At 64.9% G+C, this 24521-nt stretch carries 15 protein-coding genes; 6 read left to right on the top strand and 9 right to left on the bottom strand.

Annotated elements, in window-relative coordinates; genetic code table 11:
* Nucleotides 1-155: 155 nt before the first annotated feature.
* The 4 genes from ligA to RTH46_RS04940 all read right to left on the bottom strand — a co-directional run bounded on the left by ligA (nucleotide 156) and on the right by RTH46_RS04940 (nucleotide 7861).
* On the bottom strand, nucleotides 156-2510 hold the full coding sequence (ligA, locus tag RTH46_RS04955; RefSeq protein WP_316905146.1) for an NAD-dependent DNA ligase LigA: 2355 nt from the start codon (nucleotides 2508-2510) through the stop codon (nucleotides 156-158).
* A 101-nt stretch (nucleotides 2511-2611) separates the two neighbouring features.
* Complete coding sequence (zipA, locus tag RTH46_RS04950; protein ID WP_153785083.1) at nucleotides 2612-3505, bottom strand: cell division protein ZipA; 894 nt, start codon at nucleotides 3503-3505, stop codon at nucleotides 2612-2614.
* A gap of 204 nt (nucleotides 3506-3709) precedes the next feature.
* Nucleotides 3710-7198: a chromosome segregation protein SMC gene (smc, locus tag RTH46_RS04945; RefSeq protein WP_316905145.1), complete on the bottom strand. Its 3489-nt coding sequence runs from the start codon at nucleotides 7196-7198 to the stop codon at nucleotides 3710-3712.
* 3 nt (nucleotides 7199-7201) lie between these two features.
* A complete protein-coding gene (locus RTH46_RS04940; protein ID WP_153785085.1) occupies nucleotides 7202-7861 on the bottom strand; it encodes a GntR family transcriptional regulator in 660 nt (219 codons plus the stop codon).
* Nucleotides 7862-8131: 270 nt separating this feature from the next.
* On the opposite strand from RTH46_RS04940, the gene xdhA reads away from it, so the two are divergent.
* From xdhA to guaD, 4 genes are all read left to right on the top strand, one after another.
* The gene (gene xdhA / locus RTH46_RS04935; protein ID WP_153785086.1) at nucleotides 8132-9586 is read left to right on the top strand and encodes a xanthine dehydrogenase small subunit; all 1455 of its coding nucleotides are present in this window, start codon (nucleotides 8132-8134) and stop codon (nucleotides 9584-9586) included.
* Nucleotides 9579-11978, top strand: a complete 2400-nt coding sequence (gene xdhB / locus RTH46_RS04930; protein WP_279845476.1) for a xanthine dehydrogenase molybdopterin binding subunit — start codon at nucleotides 9579-9581, stop codon at nucleotides 11976-11978. Before xdhA ends, xdhB begins: the two co-directional genes overlap by 8 nt.
* A gap of 153 nt (nucleotides 11979-12131) precedes the next feature.
* Nucleotides 12132-12977, top strand: a complete 846-nt coding sequence (gene xdhC, locus RTH46_RS04925; protein ID WP_110991815.1) for a xanthine dehydrogenase accessory protein XdhC — start codon at nucleotides 12132-12134, stop codon at nucleotides 12975-12977.
* Between the two features lie 11 nt (nucleotides 12978-12988).
* On the top strand, nucleotides 12989-14293 hold the full coding sequence (gene guaD, locus RTH46_RS04920) for a guanine deaminase (RefSeq protein WP_153785088.1): 1305 nt from the start codon (nucleotides 12989-12991) through the stop codon (nucleotides 14291-14293).
* 77 nt (nucleotides 14294-14370) lie between these two features.
* Here guaD and aqpZ read toward each other — a convergent pair whose 3' ends face one another.
* Nucleotides 14371-15069: an aquaporin Z gene (aqpZ, locus tag RTH46_RS04915; RefSeq protein ID WP_153785089.1), complete on the bottom strand. Its 699-nt coding sequence runs from the start codon at nucleotides 15067-15069 to the stop codon at nucleotides 14371-14373.
* Between the two features lie 251 nt (nucleotides 15070-15320).
* On the bottom strand, nucleotides 15321-16076 hold the full coding sequence (locus RTH46_RS04910; RefSeq protein WP_110991818.1) for a GntR family transcriptional regulator: 756 nt from the start codon (nucleotides 16074-16076) through the stop codon (nucleotides 15321-15323).
* A gap of 355 nt (nucleotides 16077-16431) precedes the next feature.
* On the opposite strand from RTH46_RS04910, the gene RTH46_RS04905 reads away from it, so the two are divergent.
* Nucleotides 16432-17781, top strand: a complete 1350-nt coding sequence (locus RTH46_RS04905) for an NCS2 family permease (protein WP_153785090.1) — start codon at nucleotides 16432-16434, stop codon at nucleotides 17779-17781.
* A 42-nt stretch (nucleotides 17782-17823) separates the two neighbouring features.
* Here RTH46_RS04905 and RTH46_RS04900 read toward each other — a convergent pair whose 3' ends face one another.
* Nucleotides 17824-20220 carry a diguanylate cyclase gene (locus RTH46_RS04900; protein ID WP_153785091.1) on the bottom strand — a complete coding sequence of 799 codons (2397 nt, stop codon included), beginning with the start codon at nucleotides 20218-20220 and terminating at the stop codon, nucleotides 17824-17826.
* Nucleotides 20221-20315: 95 nt separating this feature from the next.
* On the bottom strand, nucleotides 20316-22508 hold the full coding sequence (rlmKL, locus tag RTH46_RS04895) for a bifunctional 23S rRNA (guanine(2069)-N(7))-methyltransferase RlmK/23S rRNA (guanine(2445)-N(2))-methyltransferase RlmL (RefSeq protein ID WP_153785092.1): 2193 nt from the start codon (nucleotides 22506-22508) through the stop codon (nucleotides 20316-20318).
* Between the two features lie 550 nt (nucleotides 22509-23058).
* On the opposite strand from rlmKL, the gene rmf reads away from it, so the two are divergent.
* Nucleotides 23059-23274: a ribosome modulation factor gene (gene rmf / locus RTH46_RS04890; RefSeq protein WP_023533691.1), complete on the top strand. Its 216-nt coding sequence runs from the start codon at nucleotides 23059-23061 to the stop codon at nucleotides 23272-23274.
* 95 nt (nucleotides 23275-23369) lie between these two features.
* On the opposite strand, the gene RTH46_RS04885 is transcribed toward rmf, so the two are convergent.
* Complete coding sequence (locus tag RTH46_RS04885) at nucleotides 23370-24395, bottom strand: quinone-dependent dihydroorotate dehydrogenase (protein WP_316905144.1); 1026 nt, start codon at nucleotides 24393-24395, stop codon at nucleotides 23370-23372.
* Between the last annotated feature and the right edge of the window lie 126 nt (nucleotides 24396-24521).

Here is a 24521-nt window from a genome sequence, read left to right as displayed (position 1 = left end):
CCACCACGACGGCTCGCCAAGCGACGAGCCGCGCCATTGTACCGTTCTGCGCTGAAGTTACAACCTTTGCTTGAGAAAAAACCATCATTTCTCAAGGACTTGTGATGGCCTCATCGCGGGGCAAGCCCGCTCCCACGAGTGCCTGGCCATCAATGCTAGAGGTCAATGCCCTGCCCGGCCATGAAGGCTACGAACTGCTCCTCGTCCAGCACCTTGACTCCCAGCTCACCGGCCTTGGCCAGCTTGGAGCCAGCACCGGGGCCGGCGACCACGCAGTGGGTCTTGCCGGAGACCGAGCCCGACACTTTCGCCCCCAGGCTTTCCAGCTTCTCCTTGGCGACATCCCGGCTCATGCGCTCCAGCGTACCGGTAAGCACCCAGGTCTGGCCGGCCAGGGGCAGGCCCTCGGCGGTTTTCTTCTCGCAGGACCAGTGCATGCCGAATTCGAGCAACTGGGCTTCGATGGCCCGAGCCAGCTGCTGGTTGGCCTCGTCCTTGAAGAACTCGCGCACACCCTCGGCCTGCTTGGTATTCAACGCCTGACGCAAGTCGATGCCATCGGCGGCGATAATCTTGTCCAGCGTGCCCAGCTTGTCCACCAGCTTCTCGGCACCGGTCGGGCCGACCGAAGGGATGTCGAGCTTGGCCAGCATCCCGGCCAGGGTGGTGCAGGCGGCGAACTCGGCGGCGAGCTCACCCTCGTCCTGCAGCTGCATGCCACTGGCGAGCAATTGCGCGATCACTTCGCGGTTGTGCTCGGCCTCGAAGAAGTTGTGAATCTCGTGGGCCACTTCCAGGCCAATGTCCGGCAGGTAGGTGAGCACCTGGGGCAGCGCCACCTGTACCCGCGCCAGGCTGCCCAGCGAGCGGGCCAGCACCTTGGCGGTCTCCTCGCCGACATCGGGGATGCCCAGGGCAAAGATGAAGCGCGCCAGGGGTGGACGCTTGCTCGCCTCGATGGCTTCGAGCAATTTGCGGCTGGACACCTCGGCGAAGCCTTCCAGCGCGACCACTTGCTCAAACTCAAGTTTGTACAGGTCAGCCGGCGAGCGGATCAGGCCTTCGTCGACCAGTTGCTCGACGCTTTTCTCGCCCAGGCCGTCGATGTCCATGGCCCGGCGCGACACATAGTGGATGATCGCTTGCTTGAGCTGGGCTGCGCAGCTCAAACGGCCGACGCAGCGATACACCGCGCCCTCGCTGGTGGTCGCCTTGCCCTTGCTGCGCTTGACCAGCTGCGTGCGCTCGACCTGCGAGCCGCACACCGGGCAGGCGCTGGGCACCCGCACCGGCCGGGCATCGGCCGGGCGACGCTCGGTCACCACCTGCATCACCTGCGGAATCACGTCGCCGGCACGGCGGATAATGACCGTGTCGCCGATGCACAGGCCAAGACGGGCGACTTCGTCCATGTTGTGCAGGGTGGCATTGGACACGGTGACCCCGGCCACCTTGACCGGTTTCAGCCGCGCCACGGGCGTTACCGCGCCGGTACGGCCGACCTGGAACTCGACGTCGAGCACCTCGGTGAGTTCTTCCATGGCCGGGAACTTGTGGGCGATCGCCCAGCGCGGTTCGCGGGCGCGGAAACCCAGCTCGCGCTGGGAGGCCAGGCTGTTCACCTTGAAGACCACGCCGTCGATCTCGTAGGGCAGGTCATTGCGCCGTGCGCCGATATCCCGGTAGTAAGCCAGGCACTCTTCGATACCGGCCGCGTGCCGGAGCTCGCGGCTGATCGGCATGCCCCAGTCCCTGAGCTTCTCGAGAATGCCGATATGGCTGTCACCGAAAGGTTCCGACACCTGGCCGACGCCATAGCAGCAGAACTCCAGCGGGCGGCTGGCGGTGATCTTCGAGTCCAGCTGGCGCAGGCTGCCGGCGGCTGCGTTGCGCGGGTTGGCGAAGGTCTTGCCACCGGCTTCGGCCTGGGCGGCGTTGAGCCGGTCGAAACCAGCCTTGCTCATGTACACCTCGCCACGCACCTCCAGCACTGCCGGCCAGCCCTCGCCCTGCAGCTTGAGCGGGATGTTGCGCACGGTACGCACGTTGGCGCTGATGTCTTCGCCGGTGGTGCCGTCGCCACGGGTGGCGCCCTGCACCAGCTGGCCGTCGCGGTACAGCAGGCTGACCGCCAGGCCGTCGAGCTTGGGTTCGCAGCTGTAATCGACGGCGGCGCGGGCAGCGAACAGATCACTGCCGGGCAGGTCGAGGCCCTCGACCACGCGGCGGTCGAAATCACGCAAATCGTCTTCTTCGAAGGCGTTGCCCAGGCTGAGCATGGGCACTTCGTGGCGCACCTGGCTGAACGCCGCCAGCGCCGCACCGCCCACCCGCTGAGTGGGCGAGTCGGGGGTCACCAAGTGCGGGTGCTCGGCCTCCAGCGCCTTGAGCTCATTGAACAGCCGGTCGTATTCGGCGTCCGGTACGCTGGGCTCGTCGAGCACGTAGTAGCGGTGGTTGTGCTGGTCGAGTTCGGCGCGCAGTTGATGGATTCGGGTTTCGGCGTTCATTTTTTCGTCTTCTCGTGCAAAGCAAAAGAGCAGCCCCAGGCTGCTCTTTTGCTTGAATCATCGCGGTGCGGACCGAGGCGGGATCCGACCGCTGGTCTGGATCAGCGTTTCTGCGTCAGCGCCCGGCGCTCGAACTCGACGATACGCTGGCGGTAGTGCTCGATGGTCTGGGCGGTAAGCACGCTGCGCTGGTCGTCCTTGAGCTCGCCGTTGAGCTCGTGGGACAGCTTGCGCGCGGCGGCGACCATCACGTCGAAAGCCTGCTTGGGGTGGCGCGGGCCAGGCAAGCCAAGGAAGAAGCTCACGGCACGGGTGCTGAAGTGGTCGATGTCGTCCAGGTCGAACACGCCGGGCTTGACCGCGTTGGCCATGGAGAACAGCACCTCGCCGTGGCCCGCCATGCTTTCGTGGCGATGGAAGATGTCCATCTCGCCGAAGCGCAGGCCGCTTTCCAGGATGTTCTGCAACAGGGCCGGGCCCTTGAAGCCGCCTTCATCGCGGGAGATCACGCTGATCACCAGCACTTCTTCCATCGGCGGCAGCTCCCGGGCCGGGGCGCTGGCGCTGCTGGCTGCGGTGCTGTTGCGGCTGCTGTTGTCGACAACCACCTCATCGTCGCTTTCGGCGAACAGGTCGGGCTCGCGCTCGGCGGCGAGGTTGAGGTCGCCCTGCTGCGGCTCGCTGTTGTTGCGCTTGCCGCGCTTGGGCTGCTTGGCCGGCTTGGCTTCACGTTCACGCTCGCGCTCACGCGCCGGCGCACTCAGCGATGGCAGGTCGGTCTCGTCCAGCTCGGGCTCTTTATGCGTATCCAGCACACGAGAAGGGCCGAGCACCTCGGCACTGCCTTCATCGTCCTGGGCATTGGCGTAGCTACGGTCCAGACGGAATTTCAACTTGCCCTTGCCGCCGCGCATGCGGCGCCAGCCGTCGAAAAGAATCCCGGCAATGACAATGACGCCGATGAGGATCAGCCACTCGCGCAGACCGATTTCCATGTAATCCCGTGCCTCTATAAAAAATATGCTTGAAAACAAAGGCTTCAAAGGCCTTTAACACGTGGCGCCAACTCTATGTTCTGACAGGCGTTTTACCCACGCAAAAACAAGTGACGTAAAGCTAGCACGACCAAAGGCAACTTTACACCGTCTGTCGCACCTGCTGCGGATTTTACCTGCTTGATCGCACCCAATCTTCCCTCATCACGCATCGACCATGGCCAGGGCCTCCTCGACATCCACCGCCACAAGGCGTGAGCAGCCCGGCTCGTGCATGGTCACCCCCATCAATTGATCGGCCATTTCCATGGCAATCTTGTTGTGGGTGATATAGATGAACTGCACGCTCTCGCTCATTTCCTTCACCAGGCGCGCATAACGCCCGACGTTGGCGTCGTCCAGCGGTGCATCGACTTCGTCGAGCATGCAGAACGGCGCCGGGTTCAGCTTGAAGATGGCGAACACCAGGGCGAGGGCAGTCAACGCCTTCTCGCCACCGGACAGCAAATGGATCGTGCTGTTTTTCTTGCCCGGCGGACGCGCCATGATCGTCACCCCTGTATCGAGTAGATCTTCGCCCGTCAGTTCCAGATAAGCGCTGCCGCCACCGAAAACTTTTGGGAAAAGTGCCTGTAATCCGGCATTTATCTGATCAAAGGTATCCCTGAAGCGGTTGCGGGTTTCCTTGTCGATCTTGCGGATGACGTTTTCCAGGGTCTCCAGTGCTTCGACCAGGTCGGCATTCTGGGCATCCAGGTAACGCTTGCGCTCGGACTGCTGCTCGTACTCCTCGATGGCCGCCAGGTTGATCGCGCCCAGGCGCTGGATACGCCCATCGAGCTGCTCCAGTTCCTGTTCGGTGCCCTGCTCGCTGGCCTGTTCATCGAGCGTGGCGAGCACGCCCGGAAGATCGTAGCCGTCAGCCAGCAATTGCTCCTGCAAGGTCTTGCGCCGTACATCCAGGCCCTGGGACTCCAGGCGCTGCTGCTCCAACTGGCCACGCAACAACTGCGATTGCTGCTCGGCCTGAGTGCGACGACGCTCGGCATCGCGCAGTTCGCGGTCGGCTTCATCCATGTGCAGGCGGGCCTGGCGCATCTCTTCGTCGACGCTCATGCGCCGCTCGAGCAGTTCTTCGAGTTTGAGGCGCAGTTCTTCCTGGGGCGCCTCACCCTCCTCCAGGTTCAGGTTCAGCTGTTCCTGACGTTCGCCCAGGCGCGCGGCCTGTTGCTCCAGGCGTTCGAGGGCCTGGCGGGTGGAGTCGTGCTGGGCACGCAGCGAGCCCAGGCGCACGGCCAGTTGATGAGCATGGTCCTTGTGCTGGCGGGCTTCCTGGCGGATACGGTCGAGGCCTTCGCGCAGGCTGTCGCGCCGGGCCATCAGCTGTTCGCGCTGCTCGGTGTCCTGGGCCATCAGGTCGAGAGCTTCCTGCAGCAGCAGGCGCGACTCACCCAACTGCTCGTGTTCCAGGGCGCGCTGCTCCTGCAGTTCGGCCAGTTCTTCTTGCAGGCGCTTGCGGCGCAGTTCGAGCTGCTCGGCGCGGGCGCGGCCGGCGGACAGCCGCGCCTTGAGTTCGCCATGCTGGCGACTCTCATCCTGGCTGCGGCGGCGTAGCTGTTCGCGCTGCTCTTCCAGGTCAAGCTGCTGCTCACGCAGACGCTGCAACTGCTCGTCCAGCTGTTCCAGCTGCGCCTGCTGCTCCAACTGTTCCTGGCCCAGGCGCTCGATTTCCTGGCCTCGGGCCAGCACGCCGCCCTGGGACTCACCGCCGCGGCTGATGCGCAGGAAGTGCTGCCCAACCCAGTAGCCGTCGCGGCTGACCAGGCTATGGCCCTCGGCCAATGCCGGGCGCAGGGCCAGCGCCTGCTCCAGGCTTTCCACCGGTTTGACCAGGCCAAGCCAGGGCGACAGATCGGTGCGCCCCTCGACCTTGTCGAGCAAGCTGCCGGGAATACTTGCTCCCTTGCCCGCGCTCAGCAGCAGACGCAGTTCGCCCTGCTCCAGCGCGGTGAATTCGAGGTTGTCGAACCCTTCCAGCAGCACGGCCTGCAGATCGGCACCCAGCACCGTCTCCACCGCCAGCTCCCAGCCGGGCTCGACCCTGAGGCCTTCGGCCAGGCGCGGACGCTGCTGCAAGCCCTGCCCACGCAACCAGTCGGCTGCGCCAGCGCCCGGCTCCAGTGCAGCTTGCTGCAAGGCCTCCAGGGACGCCAGGCGGCCGCCGAGTCGCTGCAGGTCGCCTTGCTGTTGCTGCTGCGCCTGGCTGGACTGCTGCAGCTGTTCACGCAGCGCCTCGAGCTGCTCGACCACCTGCTGCTCCTGCAGTTGCAACTCTTCGAGCAACAGTTCGCTGCCGAGTACCTGCTCGGCCAGGTCGAGCATCTCAGCATCTTGCGGGTCGGCGACCAGTTGCTCGTCTTCCTCGCCCAGCTTGCGCTGACGTTCGCCCAGGCGCTCCAGGCTCGTTTCAAGCTGGGCCAGGCGCGCCTGCTGCACTTCTGCCTGACGGCGCGGCTCGGCGGAGCGGGCGTTGAAGCTGTCCCACTGCTCCTGCCAACCGTGCATGCCCAGCTCGGCTTCCTCCAGCGCCGCAGCGGCTTCTTCGGCGGCGGCCAGGGTAAGTTCCTGTTCGGGCTCGAGCATCTGCAACTCTTCACCGAGGGTAGCCAGCAAGGTGCGGTCATGGCCCAGGTGCGATTCGGTTTCCAGGCGGGTGCGCTCGGCCTCTTTCAGGTCGTCCTGCAGCTGGCGCAGGCGCTGCTGGCCGTGCTGGATACTTTGCTCGACCCGGGCGATATCGCCGGCCACCGAATAGAAGCGGCCCTGCACCTGGTTGAAGCGTTCGGACAACTCGTGATGGCCATCACGCAGGCGCTCGATGCTGGCATCGGCATTGCGCTGCTCGGCCACCAGGGCCTCGAAGGCGATTTCCTGGTCACCGATGACGCTTTCGCGCTGGCGCACGCGGTCATCCAGGTCGCGCCAGCGCAGGGCCGCCAGGCGCGCCTTGAGCTGGCGCTCCTGGGCCTTGTATTCACGGTACTTTTCGGCGGCCTGGGCCTGGCGGTGCAGGCGTTCGAGCTGGCGCTCCAGCTCTTCGCGCAGGTCGGTCAGGCGTGCCAGGTTTTCCTGGGTGCGGCGAATACGGTTCTCGGTTTCGCGGCGGCGCTCCTTGTACTTGGAGATGCCGGCCGCTTCTTCGATGAAGTTGCGCAGCTCTTCAGGCTTGGCTTCGATCAGCTTGGAGATCATGCCCTGCTCGATGATCGAGTAACTGCGCGGGCCAAGGCCGGTACCGAGGAAAATGTCGGTGATATCGCGACGGCGGCACTTGGTGCCGTTGAGGTAGTAGGTGTTCTGCGCGTCGCGGGTGACCTTGCGCCGGATCGAGATCTCGGCGTACGCGGCGTACTCGCCTACCAGGGTGTTGTCGCTGTTGTCGAACACCAGTTCGATGCTGGCCTGGCTGACCGGCTTGCGGCTGGTGGAGCCATTGAAGATGACGTCGGTCATCGACTCGCCGCGCAGGTTCTTCGCCGAACTTTCGCCCATCACCCAGCGCACCGCGTCGATGATGTTGGACTTGCCGCAGCCGTTGGGGCCGACCACGGCCGCCATGTTGCTGGGGAAGTTGACCGTGGTCGGGTCGACGAACGACTTGAACCCGGCCAGGCGAATGCACTTCAGGCGCATCGGTCAGATCCGCGCCAAGGCCGCCAGCACCAGCTCGCAGCTGCGCTGGCAATAGGCGGTGAGCACCTCGCGGATGCGTGGCTGGTCACGGGCGACCACCGCTTCGAGCAGGCGGGCGAACAGGTTGAGGTAGTCGACCATGTTGGCCTGGCGCTGGTCGAGCGCCAGGTAGTAGGCGCGGCTCATGGCCGGCTGCAGGTTCTCGACGGTTTCCTGCAGATAGGGGTTGTTGGCAAACGGGTAAGCGGCGCGCATTACCGCGAAGCTGTCGGCGACGAAGGCCTTGATGTCCTGCTTGGCGTGCGCCTGGGCCAGGCGCTGCTGGATTTCCAGGAACGGGCGCAAGTCGGCCTCGGTGCGCCAATGCAGGGCAACGGCGTTGCCCAGCAGGATGTAGAACTCGCCCATCAGCGCGCACAGGCTGCGCACGCTGTTCTCGTCGAGCTCGGTCACATGGGCACCGCGCCGCGGCAGGATCGCCACCAGGTGGCGGCGTTCGAGGATCAGCAGTGCCTCGCGCACCGAACCACGGCTGACGTTGAGGGCCTGGGTGACCTTCTGCTCCTGGATGCGCTCGCCGGGTGCGAGTTCGCCGCGGATGATCCGCTCGGCCAGGTAGTGGGCAATTTGCTCGGAGAGGCTGTCCGGCGCCTTGAACGTCATGGTTTTCCTTCGAAATCGGGTCGCTGTGCACAAGCGCGCGATTGTAGCGCACTTGCCCTGCGCTCGCGCAGGGGGGATCGAGTGCTTTGTGCGACTGCCCGGTCAACCCGGTTGCCCGGCGCGAACTATGCTTGGGAAAGGTTCCTTGAGGCGGCTCCGACGTGATGCAGGCAATTTCTTGACCTTTGAGTCAGAAAATTATTGACCAAGAGGTCAGCCCTTGCTTAGAGTCCGCCCGAACAACAATAAAACCATTGCGAGGCCCTCCCCGTGATCCAGTTTCTCGTCAACCAGGAGCTGCGCAACGAGCATGCCCTGGACCCGAACATGACGGTGTTGCAGTACCTGCGTGAGCACCTGGGCAAACCCGGCACCAAGGAAGGCTGCGCCAGCGGCGACTGCGGCGCCTGCACCGTGGTCGTCGGCGAACTCGTCGCCGACGAGCTGGGCAGTGACAGCATCCGCTACCGCAGCCTCAACTCGTGCCTGACGTTCGTCTCTTCCCTTCACGGTAAACAGCTGATCAGCGTCGAGGGCCTCAAACACCAGGGCGAACTGCACAGTGTGCAGAAAGCCATGGCCGACTGCCACGGCTCGCAGTGCGGTTTCTGTACCCCCGGTTTCGTCATGTCGCTGTTCGCCCTGCAAAAGAACAGCGAAGGCCACGACCTGCACCAGGCCCAGGAAGCCCTGGCCGGCAACCTCTGCCGCTGCACCGGCTACCGGCCGATCCTCGACGCCGCCGAGCAGAGCTGCGCCCGCCCCTGCCGCGATCAGTTCGACGCGCAGCAGGCGCAGACCATCGCCCGCCTCAAGGCCATCGCCCCGCAACAGACCGGTGAACTCAACAGCGGCGACAAGCGCTGCCTGGTCCCGCTCACCGTGGCGGACCTGGCCGACCTCTACAGCTCGCACCCCGAGGCGCGCCTGCTGGCCGGCGGTACCGATCTGGCACTTGAAGTCACCCAGTTCCACCGGACCCTGCCGGTGATGATCTATGTCGGCCATGTTGCCGAGCTCAAGCGTATCGAAAAGACCGCCACCCACCTGGAAATCGGCGCTGCCACGCCGCTGACCGACTGCTACACCGCCCTGAACGAGGAGTACTCCGACTTCGGCGACCTGCTGCACCGCTTCGCTTCGCTGCAGATCCGCAACCAGGGCACCCTGGGCGGCAACATCGGCAACGCCTCGCCGATCGGTGACTCGCCACCCCTGCTGATCGCCCTCGATGCCCAGGTGGTGCTGCGCCAGGGCGAGCGCCAGCGCACCCTGGCCCTGGAAGACTACTTCATCGACTACCGCATCACCGCACGCCAGGACAGCGAGTTCATCGAGAAGATCATCGTGCCCCGCGCTACCAACGACTGGGCGTTCCGCGCCTACAAGGTGTCCAAGCGCCTGGATGACGATATCTCGGCAGTATGCGCCGCGTTCAACCTGAGCATCGAGAACGGTGTGGTCAGCGGCGTGCGCGTGGCCTTCGGCGGCATGGCCGCAATCCCCAAGCGCGCCCGCGCCTGCGAAGCTGCCCTGCGCGGCAAGCCCTGGAACCAGGCCACCGTAGAGCGTGCCTGCCAGGCCCTGGCCGAAGACTTCACCCCGCTCAGCGACTTCCGCGCCAGCCGCGAGTATCGCCTGCTGACAGCGCAGAACCTGCTGCGCAAGTACTTCATCGAACTGCAATCGCCGCACATCGAAACCCGGGTGACCGACTATGTCTAACCATCACGCCGTCAAGAGCCAGGCCGAGATGGCCGCACTGTTCAGCCAGGACCTGACCACCGGGGTCGGCCGCAGCCTCAAGCACGACAGCGCCGACAAGCATGTGGCGGGTGAAGCGGTGTATATCGACGACCGCCTGGAGTTCCCCAACCAGCTGCACGTCTATGCGCGCACCGCCGACCGTGCCCACGCGCGTATCCTGAGCATCGATACCACGCCGTGCTACCAGTTCGAAGGCGTGCGCATCGCCATCACCCATGAAGACATTCCGGGCCTGAAGGACATCGGCCCGGTGGTGGCCGGCGACCCGCTGCTGGCCATCGACAAGGTCGAGTTCTTCGGCCAGCCGGTGCTCGCCGTCGCTGCCCGCGACCTGGAAACCGCACGCCGCGCGGCCATGGCGGCGATCATCGAATACGAAGACCTGGAGCCGGTGCTCGACGTGGTCGAGGCCCTGCGCAAGAAGCACTTCGTGCTCGACAGCCACACCCACCAGCGCGGCGACTCGGCCAGCGCCCTGGCCAGCGCCCCGCACCGTATCCAGGGCACCCTGCACATCGGCGGCCAGGAGCACTTCTACCTGGAAACCCAGATCAGCTCGGTGATGCCCGCTGAAGACGGCGGCATGATCGTGTTCTGCTCCACCCAGAACCCCACCGAAGTGCAGAAGCTGGTTGCCGAAGTGCTCGACGTGCCGATGCACAAGATCGTCGTCGACATGCGCCGCATGGGTGGCGGTTTCGGCGGCAAGGAAACCCAGGCCGCCAGCCCCGCGTGCCTGTGCGCGGTAATCGCGCGCCTGACCGGCCAGCCGACCAAGATGCGCCTGCCACGGGTCGAAGACATGACCATGACCGGCAAGCGTCACCCGTTCTACGTCGAGTACGACGTGGGCTTCGACGACACTGGCCGCCTGCACGGCATCAACTTCGACCTGGCCGGCAACTGCGGCTACTCGCCGGACCTGTCCGGTTCGATCGTCGACCGCGCCATGTTCCACTCCGACAACGCCTACTACCTGGGCGATGCCACGGTGCATGGCCACCGCTGCAAGACCAACACCGCCTCCAACACCGCCTACCGCGGCTTCGGCGGCCCACAGGGGATGGTCGCCATCGAGCAGGTGATGGACCATATCGCCCGCCACCTGGCGCTCGACCCGCTGGCGGTGCGCAAGGCCAACTACTACGGCAAGACCGAACGCAACGTCACCCACTACTACCAGACCGTCGAGCACAACATGCTCGAGGAGATGACCGCAGAGCTCGAGGCCAGCAGCGACTACCATGAGCGCCGCGAGTCGATCCGCCGTTTCAACGCCAACAGCCCGGTGCTGAAAAAAGGCCTGGCGCTGACCCCGGTGAAGTTCGGCATTTCGTTCACCGCCACCTTCCTCAACCAGGCCGGCGCGCTGATCCACATCTACACCGACGGCAGTATCCACCTGAACCACGGCGGTACCGAGATGGGCCAGGGCCTGAACACCAAGGTTGCCCAGGTGGTGGCAGAGGTGTTCCAGGTGGACTTCAACCGCATCCAGATCACCGCCACCAACACCGACAAGGTGCCCAACACCTCGCCGACCGCTGCGTCCAGTGGCGCCGACCTGAACGGCAAGGCCGCGCAGAACGCCGCCGAGATCCTCAAGAAGCGCCTGACCGAGTTCGCCGCACGGCATTACAACGTCACCGAGGAAGACATCGAGTTCCGCAACGGCCATGTGCGCGCCCGCGACCAGATCGTCAGCTTCGAGCAACTGGTGCAGCAGGCTTACTTCGCCCAGGTTTCGCTGTCGACCACCGGGTTCTACCGCACGCCGAAGATTTTCTACGACCGCAGCCAGGCGCGTGGCCGGCCGTTCTACTACTTCGCCTTCGGCGCCGCCTGCGTCGAGGTGGTGGTGGACACCCTGACCGGTGAGTACAAGATGCTGCGCGCCGACATCCTGCATGACGTGGGCGACTCGCTGAACCCGGCCATCGATATCGGCCAGGTCGAGGGTGGCTTCGTCCAGGGCATGGGCTGGCTGACCACCGAGGAACTGGTGTGGAACGCCAAGGGCAAGCTGATGACCAATGGCCCGGCCAGCTACAAGATCCCGGCGGTGGCCGACATGCCGATCGACATGCGCGTGAAGCTGGTGGAAAACCGCAAGAACCCCGAGGACACGGTGTTCCACTCCAAGGCCGTGGGCGAGCCGCCGTTCATGCTCGGCATCGCTGCCTGGTGCGCGATCAAGGATGCGGTGGCGAGCATCGCCGACTACCGCGTGCAGCCGAACATCGACGCGCCGTCGACGCCGGAGCGGGTGCTGTGGGGCTGCGAGCAGATGCGCAAGGCGGTGGCTGCGCAGCAGCCCGCCGAACAGCAACTGGAACCCGTAACGCACTGACAGCGCCGCCCTCTGTAGGAGCGGCCTTGTGTCGCGAAAGGGCTGCGCAGCAGCCCCAAAAATCTGTGCATCAGCCGAGATCTTGGGGCCGCTACGCGCCCCTTTCGCGACACAAGGCCGCTCCTACACAGGGGAACGAGGAGGATTGAAGACATGCACCAATGGATCAACGCCCTCGCCGACCACCAAGCCCGCGGCGAACCCTGCGTGCTGGTGACCATCATCGAAGAGCGCGGCTCCACCCCGCGCAACGCAGGCTCGAAGATGGTGGTCAGCGCCAGCGCGCTGTACGACACCATTGGCGGTGGCCACCTGGAATTCAAGGCGCTGCACATCGCCCGGCAGATGCTCGAGGAACACCGCTACACGCCACACCTGGAGCGCTTCAGCCTGGGTGCCAGCCTCGGCCAGTGCTGCGGCGGCGCCACGGTACTGCTGTTCGAACCGATGAGCGGCGTGCAGGCGCAGATCGCCGTGTTCGGCGCAGGCCATGTCGGCCGGGCTCTGGTACCCTTGCTCGCCGCGCTGCCCTGCCGGGTGCGCTGGATCGATTCGCGCGAGCAGGAATTCCCCGAGCACATCCCCAACGGGGTGAGCAAGATCGTCAGCGAGGAGCCGGTCGACGAAGTCGCGGACCTGCCGCCAGGCAGCTACTGCATCGTCATGACCCACAACCACCAGCTGGATCTGGAACTGACCGCCGCCATTCTCAAACGCAATGATTTCACCTGGTTCGGCCTGATCGGCTCGAAGACCAAACGGGCCAAGTTCGAGCACCGCCTGCGCGAACGCGGCTACGAAGACGCATTGATGGCGCGGATGCGCTGCCCGATGGGCCTGGCCGAAGTGAAGGGCAAGCTGCCGATCGAGATCGCCGTGTCCATCGCCGCCGAAATCATTGCCACCTACAACGCCTGCTTCGGCCAGCACGACAGTGCCGCCAACGCCGGCCAGATCACCCAGTTGCTGCCGCCTTCCCGGCGCAGCCAGACCCTTTGACGAGCGTATTCATGACCGCAACCCGCAAAGCCTACCGAGCCGCCATCCTGCACAGCATCGCCGACCCCGCCGAGGTCGGCCTGGAAGCCTCCCAGGAATACTACGAGGATGGCCTGCTGGTAATCGACAACGGCCGCATCAAGGCCCTCGGCCACGCCAGCGAGCTGCTGCCGACGCTTGAGGCCGACATCGAAGTGGTGCACTACCAGGACGCCCTGATCACCCCGGGCTTCATCGACACCCATATCCACTTCCCGCAGACCGGCATGATCGGCTCCTACGGCGAACAGCTGCTGGACTGGCTGAACACCTACACCTTCCCCTGCGAGAAGCAGTTCGCCGACAAGGCCCATGCCGACAAGGTGGCGAAGATCTTCCTGCAGGAGCTGCTGCGCAACGGCACCACCACCGCCCTGGTGTTCGGCAGCGTGCATCCGGAGTCGGTCAATGCCCTGTTCGAAGAAGCCGAGCGCCTGGACCTGCGCCTGATCGCCGGCAAGGTGATGATGGACCGCAACGCCCCCGACTACCTGACCGACACTGCCGAATCCGGCTACACCGAGAGCAAGGCGCTGATCGAACGCTGGCACGGCAAGGGCCGCCTGCACTACGCGGTCACGCCGCGCTTCGCCCCCACCAGCACCCCCGAACAACTGGCCCTGGCCGGCCAGTTGCTCAAGGAGCACCCGGGCGTGTACATGCACACCCACCTGTCCGAGAACCTCAAGGAAATCGAATGGGTGAAGGCGCTGTTCCCCGAGCAGAATGGCTACCTGGATGTGTACGACCACTTCGAGCTGCTGGGCGAGCGCTCGGTGTTCGCCCACGGCGTGCACCTGTGCGACGACGAATGCAAGCGCCTGGCTGAGACCGGCTCGGCCATCGCCTTCTGCCCGACTTCCAACCTGTTCCTGGGCAGCGGCCTGTTCAACCTGCCCCAGGCCGAGCGTTTCAAGGTCAATGTGGGCCTGGGCACCGACGTGGGCGCCGGCACCAGCTTCTCGCTGCTCAACACCCTCAACGAGGCGTACAAGGTGATGCAGCTGCAGGGCGCGCGCCTGCATCCGTTCAAGTCGCTGTACCTGGCCACCCTTGGCGGCGCCCGGGCACTGCGCCTGGACGACCGGATCGGCAGCCTGCGCCCGGGCAACGACGCCGACTTCGTGGTGCTCGACTACAAGGCCACGCCGCTGCTGGACTACCGCATCCAGCAGTCCAACAGCATCGAGGAAACCCTGTTCGTGCTCACCACCCTGGGCGACGACCGCACCGTGCGCGAAACCTACGCCGCCGGGCGTTGCGTGCACCAGCGCTGAGGCAGGCAGGGTAAGCCCACTCCCACAGCTATACAGCGTGGGAGCGGGCTTGCCCCGCGATGAATCTTTGCCTGGCGCTAAGGTTGTTTTGCCAGCCCCCGGTAAAGCGCGCCGCCAATCGCCGCCCCGATCAGCGGCGCCAGCCAGAACAGCCACAGCTGCTGCAGCGCCCAGCCGCCGACGAACAGCGCCGGCCCGGTGCTGCGCGCCGGGTTGACCGAGGTGTTGGTGATGGGGATCGAGATCAGGTGAATCAGGGTCAGCGCCAGGCCAATGGCAATCGGTGCAAAGCCGGCCGGTGCCCGGGCATCCGTGGCGCCCATGATGATCACCAGGAACATCGCGGTCATCACCACCTCACTGGTGAAGCCTGCCGCCAGCGTGTAGCCGCCCGGCGAATGCTCGCCATAGCCGTTCGAAGCCAGGCCGCTGGCCAGTTCGAAGCCGGCCTTGCCACTGGCGATGAAATAGATCACCGCTGCTGCCAGGATGGCGCCGATCACCTGGGCGATCACATAGGGCAGCAACTCTTTTGCCGGGAACCTCCCGCCCACCACCAAACCGAACGACACGGCCGGGTTGAGGTGACAACCAGAGATATGGCCAATGGCGAAAGCCATGGTCAGGACAGTCAGGCCAAATGCGAAGGCAACACCCAGAACACCGATGCCGACGGGAGAGCTGGCAGCCAGCACGGCACTGCCGCACCCGCCAAGCACCAGCCAGAAGGTGCCGACCAGCTCGGCACCCATGCGCACACCCAAAGACGAACTCATGGACCCTTCCTCAAGTAATTGGACGCAACGACTGCGCAAGCCCAACTGCTCGATGAAGGTTTGCTGGTTTGAAATCTAGCAGAGCTTTGGCCAAGGGCCAGTAACGCCAGGGGCCGCTTCGCGCCCCTTTTCGCCGGCAAGCCGGCTCCCACCTTGACCGCGCCATTCTCAAGACTTGCGCTGTACCTGTGGGAGCCGGCTTGCCGGCGAAAAGGGCCGCAAAGCGGCCCCTCGGTCATCCAGGCAAACGATCAACCCTTGGCGGTGGCCTTGGGCTTTTTCAGCAGGTGCGAGAACACTGCATGCAGGTCGTCCGACGCGCTCTCCTCGTCGAGGTTGAGCTTGCTGTCGATATGGTCCATGTGATGCATCATCAGGCTTACCGCCTGCTGGGCGTCACGGGCCTCGATGGCGTCGATCAGTTGCATGTGCTCGTCGTACGAGCAGTGCGAGCGGTTGCCGCTTTCATACTGGGCAATGATCAGCGAGGTCTGCGACACCAGGCTGCGCTGGAAGCTCACCAGCGGGGCATTGCCTGCGGCTTCGGCCAGCTTGAGGTGGAATTCGCCGGAAAGGCGGATGCCGGCGCCACGGTCGCCACGGGAGAAGCTGTCACGCTCCTCGCGCACCATCTGGCGCAATTCGTTGAGCTGCTCGAGGGTAGCGTGCTGAACGGCCAATTCGGTGATGGCACGTTCGACCATGCGCCGCGAAAAGAACACCTGGCGCGCTTCTTCCACCGTGGGGCTGGCCACTACCGCGCCGCGGTTGGGCCGCAGCAGCACCACGCTTTCATGGGCCAGGCGCGACAGCGCACGGCGGATGATGGTACGGCTGACGCCGAAGATCTCGCCCAGTGCCTCCTCGCTCAACTTGGTGCCCGGCGCCAGACGCTGCTCGAGGATCGCCTCGAAGATGTGCGCGTAGACGATGTCGTCCTGGGTACCGCTGCGGCCGGCCTTGCCAGTGCGCACAGGTTTTTTCAGAGGTTGCAGCTGTTCGTTCATGGGCTCTCGAGCACAAAGGATCTGCCTGTCGGACCGTGACTGTACTACCTGTCAGCGGGTGGAGGGCAAGTCCTGGAAGTAGGTGGTGGACCAAGGTATGGCGCCATTGTACACAGGCTGACCCGTTTCTGCAGGGGGCCTTTAACCTATATAGCCGTTGTACGGCAGTTTGTGCGCACAAAAGATAAAACATTATTTGCATTCTTTGTACACAAAAGCATAATCCTGCGAGCAACTTCCTGACCCGCAAGTCAACAAAATGGTCGGACGTCTGCCACACCCCCTCGCGAAGCCCCCAAGTGCATTGCTCAGGATCAGGCTTCGAACAACAAGAAAGACTTGAGGAGTACTCGCTGTGGAAAGCCGCAAATCCGAAGCCCCTACGCTGGATCTCGCTGCGCCGCCCGAAACGGGATGGCTGGAGCGGATTTTCAAACTCAAGCGACATGGCACAACCGTCCGAACCGAGCTGATTGCCGGGGTGACCACCTTCATCACCATGGCCTACATCATCTTCGTCAACCCCAACATCATGGCCGACGCCGGCATCGATCACGGGGCGGCCTTCGTCGCCACCTGCATCGCCGCGGCACTGGGCTGCCTGCTGATGGGCCTGTACGCCAACTGGCCGGTGGGCTTGGCGCCCGGCATGGGCCTCAACGCCTTCTTCACCTACACCGTGGTCGGCACCATGGGCTATACCTGGCAAGCCGCACTGGGGGCTGTATTCATCTCCGGCGTGCTGTTCATGTTCCTTACCCTGTCGCGGGTGCGCGAGTGGCTGCTCAACAGCATCCCGGTGAGCCTGCGCCATGCCATGGGGGCCGGCGTCGGATTGTTCCTCGGGCTGATCGGCCTGAAAACCGCAGGCATCGTCGTCGACAGCCCGGCCACCCTGATCAAGCTCGGCTCGCTGCATGAGCCCGGCCCGCTGCTGGCGGCCGTGTGCTTCCTGATGATCGCGATCCTCAGCTACAAACGGGTGTTCGGTGCGATCCTCATCAGCATCATCAGCGTCACCCTGGCCGGCTGGGGCCTGGGGCTGGTCAAGTTCGGCGGGGTGATGTCGATGCCACCGAGCCTGGCGCCGACCTGGATGGCGATGGACGTGGCGGGCGTGTTCAACGTCAGCATGATCAGCGTGGTCTTCGCGTTCCTGTTCGTGCACATGTTCGACACCGCCGGCACCTTGATGGGCGTTGCCCAGCGCGCCGGCCTGGTAGCGGCCGACGGGCGCATCGAGAACCTGTCGCGGGCGCTGAAGGCCGACAGTGCCTCCAGCGTGTTCGGTGCCGCGGTGGGCGTGCCACCGGTCACCAGCTACGTCGAGAGCGCCGCAGGCGTCGCCGCCGGTGGCCGTACCGGCCTGACGGCCGTGGTGGTCGGCCTGCTGTTCGTCGCCGCGATGTTCTTTGCGCCGCTGGCGGGCATGATCCCGGCCTATGCCACGGCTGGTGCGCTGATCTATGTGGCGATGCTGATGATGGGCAGCATGGCGCACATCGAGTGGGACGAAGCCACCGACAGCATCCCGGCGATCGTCACGGTAATCATGATGCCGCTGACCTTCTCGGTCGCTGACGGCATCGCCCTGGGCTTCATCAGCTATGTGGCCCTGAAGGCGGGCACCGGCAAGTTGAAGGAGGTTTCGCCGAGCCTGTGGGTGCTCAGCGTGATCTTCATCGCCAAGTTCGTGTTCCTGTAAAGCGCTGACACCCTGGCCTGGCGCTGGTGCCGGGCCTGGGTGTCAAGCAAGCTCCGCCTCGACCCTATCCCGGCCACCCTGCTTGGCCGCATACACCCCGGCATCCGCCCGCAGCAACAGCGCATCGGCCCCCTCCCCGTCGCGCCAGCCTGCCACCCCGAAGCTCGCCGTCACCCGCCCGACACCTTCGATCGGCACGTTGCGCACGCCCTGCCACAGCTCCAGCGCCAGCATCCGCGCCTGCTCGGCATTGCTGCCCGGGCACAGCACCATGAACTCCTCACCGCCCAAGCGGCAGAACACATCGGTGCGCCGCAAACGCTGGCTGATCCGCTGGCACAGGCTGCGCAGCACCAGGTCGCCCACCGCGTGGCCGTACTGGTCGTTGATCCGTTTGAAATGGTCGATATCGAGCATGATCACCGCCAGATCCAGGCCGTCGCGCTGGGCACGATCGAGCTCATTGCGCAGGCGCTCCTGGAAATAACGGCGGTTGTGGATACCGGTGAGGGCATCGGTGATCGACAGCGCGCGCAGTTCCTCCTCCACCCGTTTGAGGTCGGAAATATCGGTCAGGTAGCCATGCCAGAGGGTGCAACCGTGGTCGCCGATTTCCGGCGTTGCCTCGCCGCGCACCCAGCGCAGGCCGGCCCGGGGCAGGCACACCCGGTACTCCTCGCGCCAGGGTGTCAGGTGCTCGGCGGAATACCATACCGAACGCCGCACCCGTTCCAGATCATCAGGATGGATGCGCTCGAACACCACCGTGGCGTCCTGCCGCAACAGCGCCAGGTCGACTTCGTAGATGTCGTGCAGGCCCTGGCTGGCATAAGGGAAACACGAGCGCCCGTCGGCATCCAGGCGGTACTGGTAGATGCCGCCGGGCACCTCGGCACTGAGTTTTTCCAGCAATCGATCGCGCGCTGCCAGCGCCTCATGCACCCGACGACGCTCGGTGACGTCGATGCAGATCGCCAGGTAGCCCACCCAAAGCCCCTGCTCATCGAGTACCGCGGTCACCAGCATATTGGCCAGCAGGTGGCTGCCATCCTTGCGCACCAGGGTCCATTCGCCGGGCTCGCCACCGCCCTCCTGCACGGTCTCGGCGAACATCGCCTGGCCCGCGCCAACCTCGCGCCCATAACGCAGGCTCAGGGCATGGGCACGACGATGCAGCTCTTCGGGTTGCACCAGGTCCTCGAGGGTGAGCACGCCCAGCGCTTCCTCGGCCGAATAGCCAAGCAGGCGTTCGGCACCGGCATTGAAAGTACCGATCACGCCCTTGAGGCTGGTGGCGATGATCGCCACCTGAGTCGCGGCGTCGAGCACACTGCGCAACTGGTTGTGGGTTTCACGCAACGACTGCTCGCTGATGCGCAGCTCGGTGGTGCGCCGGGCCACCAGATCAAGGGCACGCTGGCGCTGGCTGAACAGGCTGTACAGCAAGGTCGCCAGCAACAGGCTGAGCAAACCGCCGAGCAGGCCGACCACCTGCACCGCCGCCGACCGGTTGGCGGCCATGAAACCCACGCTGGGGCGGATGTCGAGCTGGTAGTGGTGATCGGCCAGGTGCAGCAGGTGGCTGCTGGCCAGGGCCATGCGCGCCATCTGGTTGCCAGAATCGAACAGCACCTCGTGGCCACCCTCGGTGGAGAGATCGAGGATCCGCACCACCAGGTTGTCGTCCGCTACAGTCGGCAAGCTCTCGACGATCAACTGACGCAGGCTGAGCAGCGCCATGACATAGCCGCTGGGCGGGCCACCGGCCGGCACAGATTCGGCGAACACCGGCGCCACCATCAGCAGGCCACGACTGTAGGCCGGATCGACGCTGAGCATGTCCAGCGGCTCGGACACCGCCATGCTGCCGGGGGTAATGGCCCTGTCCAGGGTCGCCGCGCGTTTCGGCTGGCCGAGCAGGTCCAGGCCATAGGGCTGCCCTTGCTGGCTGGAGGCCTGGTTGTACAGCACCGGGTAGTAGTGGTCGCGCGCGGGGGCTGCCTGCCAGCCGCCTTGCGCGCCCTGGTCACGGATCTGGTAGCGCTGCGCAAGCAAACCGCTGGCGCGCTGCTCGAAGGCTTCACGCTGCCCTGCCTCCACCCGCGGCGCCCAGGAATAGGCCTGGGTGCGGTGCAGCAGCGGGCGAGCATAGCCGTCGAACTCGCGGGGAGTGATTTCGTTGGAGAAGTCGAAGAACCGGCGCAGGCCATCCAGGCGCTGCTCCTGTTCCTGGAACCGCTCGGCGATACGGCTGTAGCGCTCGCCGGCCAGCAGTTCGAAGCGTTGGCGCAACTGCTGCTTGTAGAAGCTCTGGGTGGCAATGGCCAATGCGGCCGTGAGCAGGCCGCCGGCGACCAGCGCCGCCAGGGCCACGCCCCAGGCCGATAGCTCGTCACCGAGCAGGCCAAACCACTTCGCAGGGACACCCGCATTCGCCATAAAGGACTCTCGACAACATCAGCGTCCTGCGAATGTATTAACCCTTAAGTGCTTTATAGCCACTGGCCAGCAGTCGCGCAACGTACCTCGTCGTCTCAGCGCAGACGCAGTTGCCAGGCGCGGTGGATGCGGTTGTTGCGGGCGAAGTCCGGGTCCAGGGTCTGGGCGCTGATTTCCTCCACCGCATAACGCGTCGCCAGGTGCTCGTCGAGCTGGAACTTGCGGAAGTTGTTGGAGAAATACAGCACGCCGCCCGGCGCCAGGCGCGCCATGGCCAGGTCCAGCAGCTCGACATGGTCACGCTGCACGTCGAACACACCTTCCATGCGCTTGGAGTTGGAGAAGGTCGGCGGGTCGATGAAGATCAGGTCGTAGCTGTCCGTCGCGCTCTGCAGCCAGGCCATGACATCGCCCTGCTCCAGGCGGTTGCGCTCGGAGAAGCCGTTCAGCGACAGGTTGCGCCGCGCCCAATCCAGGTAGGTTTTCGACAGGTCGACGCTGGTGGTACTGCGCGCGCCGCCCTTGGCCGCGTGTACGGTGGCCGTGGCGGTGTAGCAGAACAGGTTGAGGAAGCGCTTGCCCTCGGCCTCGCGCTGGATACGCATGCGCATCGGGCGGTGGTCGAGGAACAGGCCGGTGTCCAGGTAATCGGTGAGGTTGACCAGCAGCTTGACGCCACCTTCGCTCACTTCCTGGAAGCGCCCTTCGGTGGCCTGACGCTCGTACTGGCGCGTGCCGCTCTGGCGCTCGCGGCGCTTGAGCACCACGCGCTGCTGATCGACACCCAGCGCCTGAGGAATGGCCGCCAGGGCATCGAGCAGACGCGCCTGGGCCTTGTCCGGGTCGATGGAACGCGGGGCGGCGTATTCCTGCACATGTACCCAGTCGTGGTACAGGTCGACCGCCACGGCGTACTCGGGCATGTCGGCATCGTAGACGCGGTAGCAGTCGACTTTTTCACGGCGGGCCCACTTGCCCAGCTGCTTGAAGTTCTTCTGCAGGCGGTTGGCGAACATCTGCGCGCCTTCGGACAGGCGCGCCGGCTCGCTGGCCTGCGGCGCCGGGCGACGCTCCTGGCCTTCTTCAACCTGGGCCTGGCGCCGCTCGCCGGTGACGAACTGGTCGGGCTGCAACTTGAACAGCAGCAGTTTGCACGGCAATGCGCCGTTCCAGAACGCGTACTGCTTGTGGCTGCGGATACCCATGCGCTTGCCCAGCTCCGGCGCGCCGGTGAACACCGCCGCTTCCCAGCCCATGCAGGCCTGGCGCAGACGCTCGCCGAGGTTCTGGTAGAGGTACAGCAGGCTGGCTTCGTCGCCCAGACGCTCGCCATAGGGCGGGTTGCTGATCACCAGGCCTTTCTGGTTCTGGTCCGGGCGCGGCTCGAAGCTGGCCACCTCACCCTGGTAGATCTTCACCCAGTCACCCAGGCCGGCGCGCTCGACGTTGTTGCGCCCTGGCTGGATCAGCCGCGGGTCGGCTTCATAGCCACGAATCCACAGCGGCGGCTTGGCCAGGCCGGCCTGGGCACGAGCCTGGGCTTCGTCGTGCAGCTTGCGCCACAGCGCCGGCACATGGCCGAGCCAGGCGCTGAACCCCCAGCGCTCGCGCTTGAGGTTGGGGGCCATGTCGGCGGCGATCATGGCCGCCTCGACCAGGAAGGTACCCACACCGCACATCGGGTCGGCCAGGGCGCCGCCCTGGGCGGCGATGCGCGGCCAGCCGGCGCGGATCAATACCGCCGCCGCCAGGTTTTCCTTGAGCGGCGCCGCGCCCTGCTGCAGGCGGTAGCCGCGCTGGTGCAGGCTGTGGCCGGACAGGTCCAGGGAGAGGATCGCCTCGCCACGGTCCAGGCGCAGGTGCACGCGCACATCCGGGTCGATCTTTTCCACCGACGGGCGCAGGCCTTCACGGTTACGCAGCTTGTCGACGATCGCATCCTTGACCTTCAGCGCGCCGAAGTGAGTGTTGTCGATTCCCGAGCCATGGCCGCTGAATTCCACCGCCAGGGTGCCATCGGCGGCCAGGTGGTCGGCCCAGTCCACTGCGTTGACCCCGTCATAAAGGTCATCGGCGTTCTTCATCGGGAAGCGCTTGAGCACCAGCAGCACGCGGTTGGCCAGGCGCGACCAGAGGCACAGGCGGTAGGCGGTTTCCATGTCGGCCTCGCCGCGGATGGCCGAGGTGTGCTCGCGCACCTCGGTCAGGCCCAGCTCCCGGGCCTCTTCGACGAGCAGGCCTTCGAGGCCCTTGGGGCAGGTGAGATAAAGTTCGATACGGTCCGACATGGGTAATCCAGAGCCTTTGGCTAAGTAGATGGCAGCCGACGCATCGGCCTGCCGAGGTTTTCCCGCACGCCCTTTCAGCAGGCGCCCGGGCGGCCCGCGAGCGGTCTCGCCAGGCCTGGCCGCCCGACGCAACCTGCTCTGGCCGGGGGGCGAAAGAGGCTTTGATCGTCGAGCAGTATGAAAATTCGCGCACTGTGGGTCCAGATGTGACCCTTCGTCGCATTACCAATTATTACAAGCCATCGACCAGCCACGCTGGCCAATTGACGTCAAAGCTGACTAAACCCTGATCATAGCGGGCCCAACGGCAAACAAGGTTGAGTCGCATTTATTTACTTATCCTTTCACCCTTGGAAAGGTTACGTCCTTATGACAAAACGATCATTCACACTGTGACTCGCATTCGTTAGAACTGATCTCAGGTCGCCTCGCAACGGGGCGACACCTTCAGCCCGCCACGCCGGCAGCGGGCGCACACCGGCAGAACGATTCTGCCCGGCCTCGTAGAGGCCGACGGGACATTACAGTCAACAAGTGAGGGCAACACCCTATGAGAAGACTTAAGCGTGATCCGTTGGAAAGAGCATTTTCACGTGGCTACCAGTATGGGGTCACCGGCAAATCCCGCGAACTTTGCCCATTTACTCTACCTTCCGTACGCCAAGCCTGGATCAACGGCTGGCGCGAAGGTCGCGGCGATAACTGGGACGGCATGACCGGCACCGCTGGCATCCATAGACTCAACGAAAATCACGCCGTTGGCTGATCGAGGACACTGAATTCGAGTTACCATGCGCGCCCCATCCGGGCGGCGGGCTACGGCCCAGGGGGCCCCATGCGGGGCCCCTTTTTTATGGCCGCTTATTGCCGAGGCATGGCCGCGATGGCATCCACCGCCTCGCGGATCAGCGCCGGGCCCTTGTAGATGAAGCCCGAGTAGATCTGCACCAGGCTTGCACCGGCGGCGATCTTCTCTGCCGCGTGACGGCCTTCGGTGATGCCGCCAGCCGCGATGATCGGCAGCCTGCCACCCAGCTCACCCGCCAGCACTTTCACGGTGTGGGTGCTCTTCTCCAGCACCGGCGCGCCCGACAGGCCGCCCGCCTCGCCACCGAACGGCAGCCCTTCGACACCCTCACGGCCCAGGGTGGTGTTGGTAGCGATCACCGCGTCCATCCCCGACTCCATCAGCGCAGCAGCCACCAGAGCGGTTTCTTCATCGCTCATGTCCGGGGCAATCTTGATCGCCAGTGGCACGCGCTTGCCGTTGCTCACCGCCAACTGCTCACGGCGCTCGGCCAGGGCATCGAGCAACTGCTTGAGCGAATCACCGAACTGCAGCGAACGCAGGCCGGGAGTGTTTGGTGAGCTGACGTTGACGGTGATGTAGCTGGCGTCGTTGTAGACCTTCTCCAGGCAGATCAGGTAATCGTCCTGGGCCCGCTCGACCGGGGTGTCGAAGTTCTTGCCGATATTGATGCCCAGCACGCCGGTGTAGCGTGCGGCCCGCACCCGCGCCAACAGGTGGTCGACGCCCATGTTGTTGAAGCCCATGCGGTTGATGATCGCGGTGGCTTCCGGCAGACGGAACAGGCGTGGCTTGGGGTTGCCCGGCTGCGGGCGCGGGGTGATGGTGCCGATCTCGACGAAACCGAAGCCCAGCTGGGCGAAGCCGTCGATGGCCGCGCCATTCTTGTCCAGGCCAGCGGCCAGGCCCACCGGGTTGGCGAAGTTCAAGCCCATGACGCTCACCGGCAATGCCGCCGGCTGCTTGCACAGCAGGCCGTTGAGGCCAAGGCGGCCACCGGCACCGATCAGGTCCAGCGACAGGTCGTGGGAGGTTTCCGGGGAGAGCTTGAACAGCAGCTGGCGGGCCAGGGTATACATGGGCGGGCGGACTCGCGGTGTGTGAGGGGTGCGATTATAGCCAGCGCATCGCCGGGGCGACAGGGCCATGGCACATGGGTTGCTTCAACAACCCCATGCAGCCCCCGCAGAACGCCCGAGGATCCA

The sequence above is a fragment of the Pseudomonas sp. zfem004 genome (assembly GCF_032621715.1).
Classification (GTDB): domain Bacteria; phylum Pseudomonadota; class Gammaproteobacteria; order Pseudomonadales; family Pseudomonadaceae; genus Aquipseudomonas; species Aquipseudomonas sichuanensis.
Note: the sequence above shows the minus strand (reverse complement) of the source record. Positions and strands in the feature narration are given on the sequence as shown.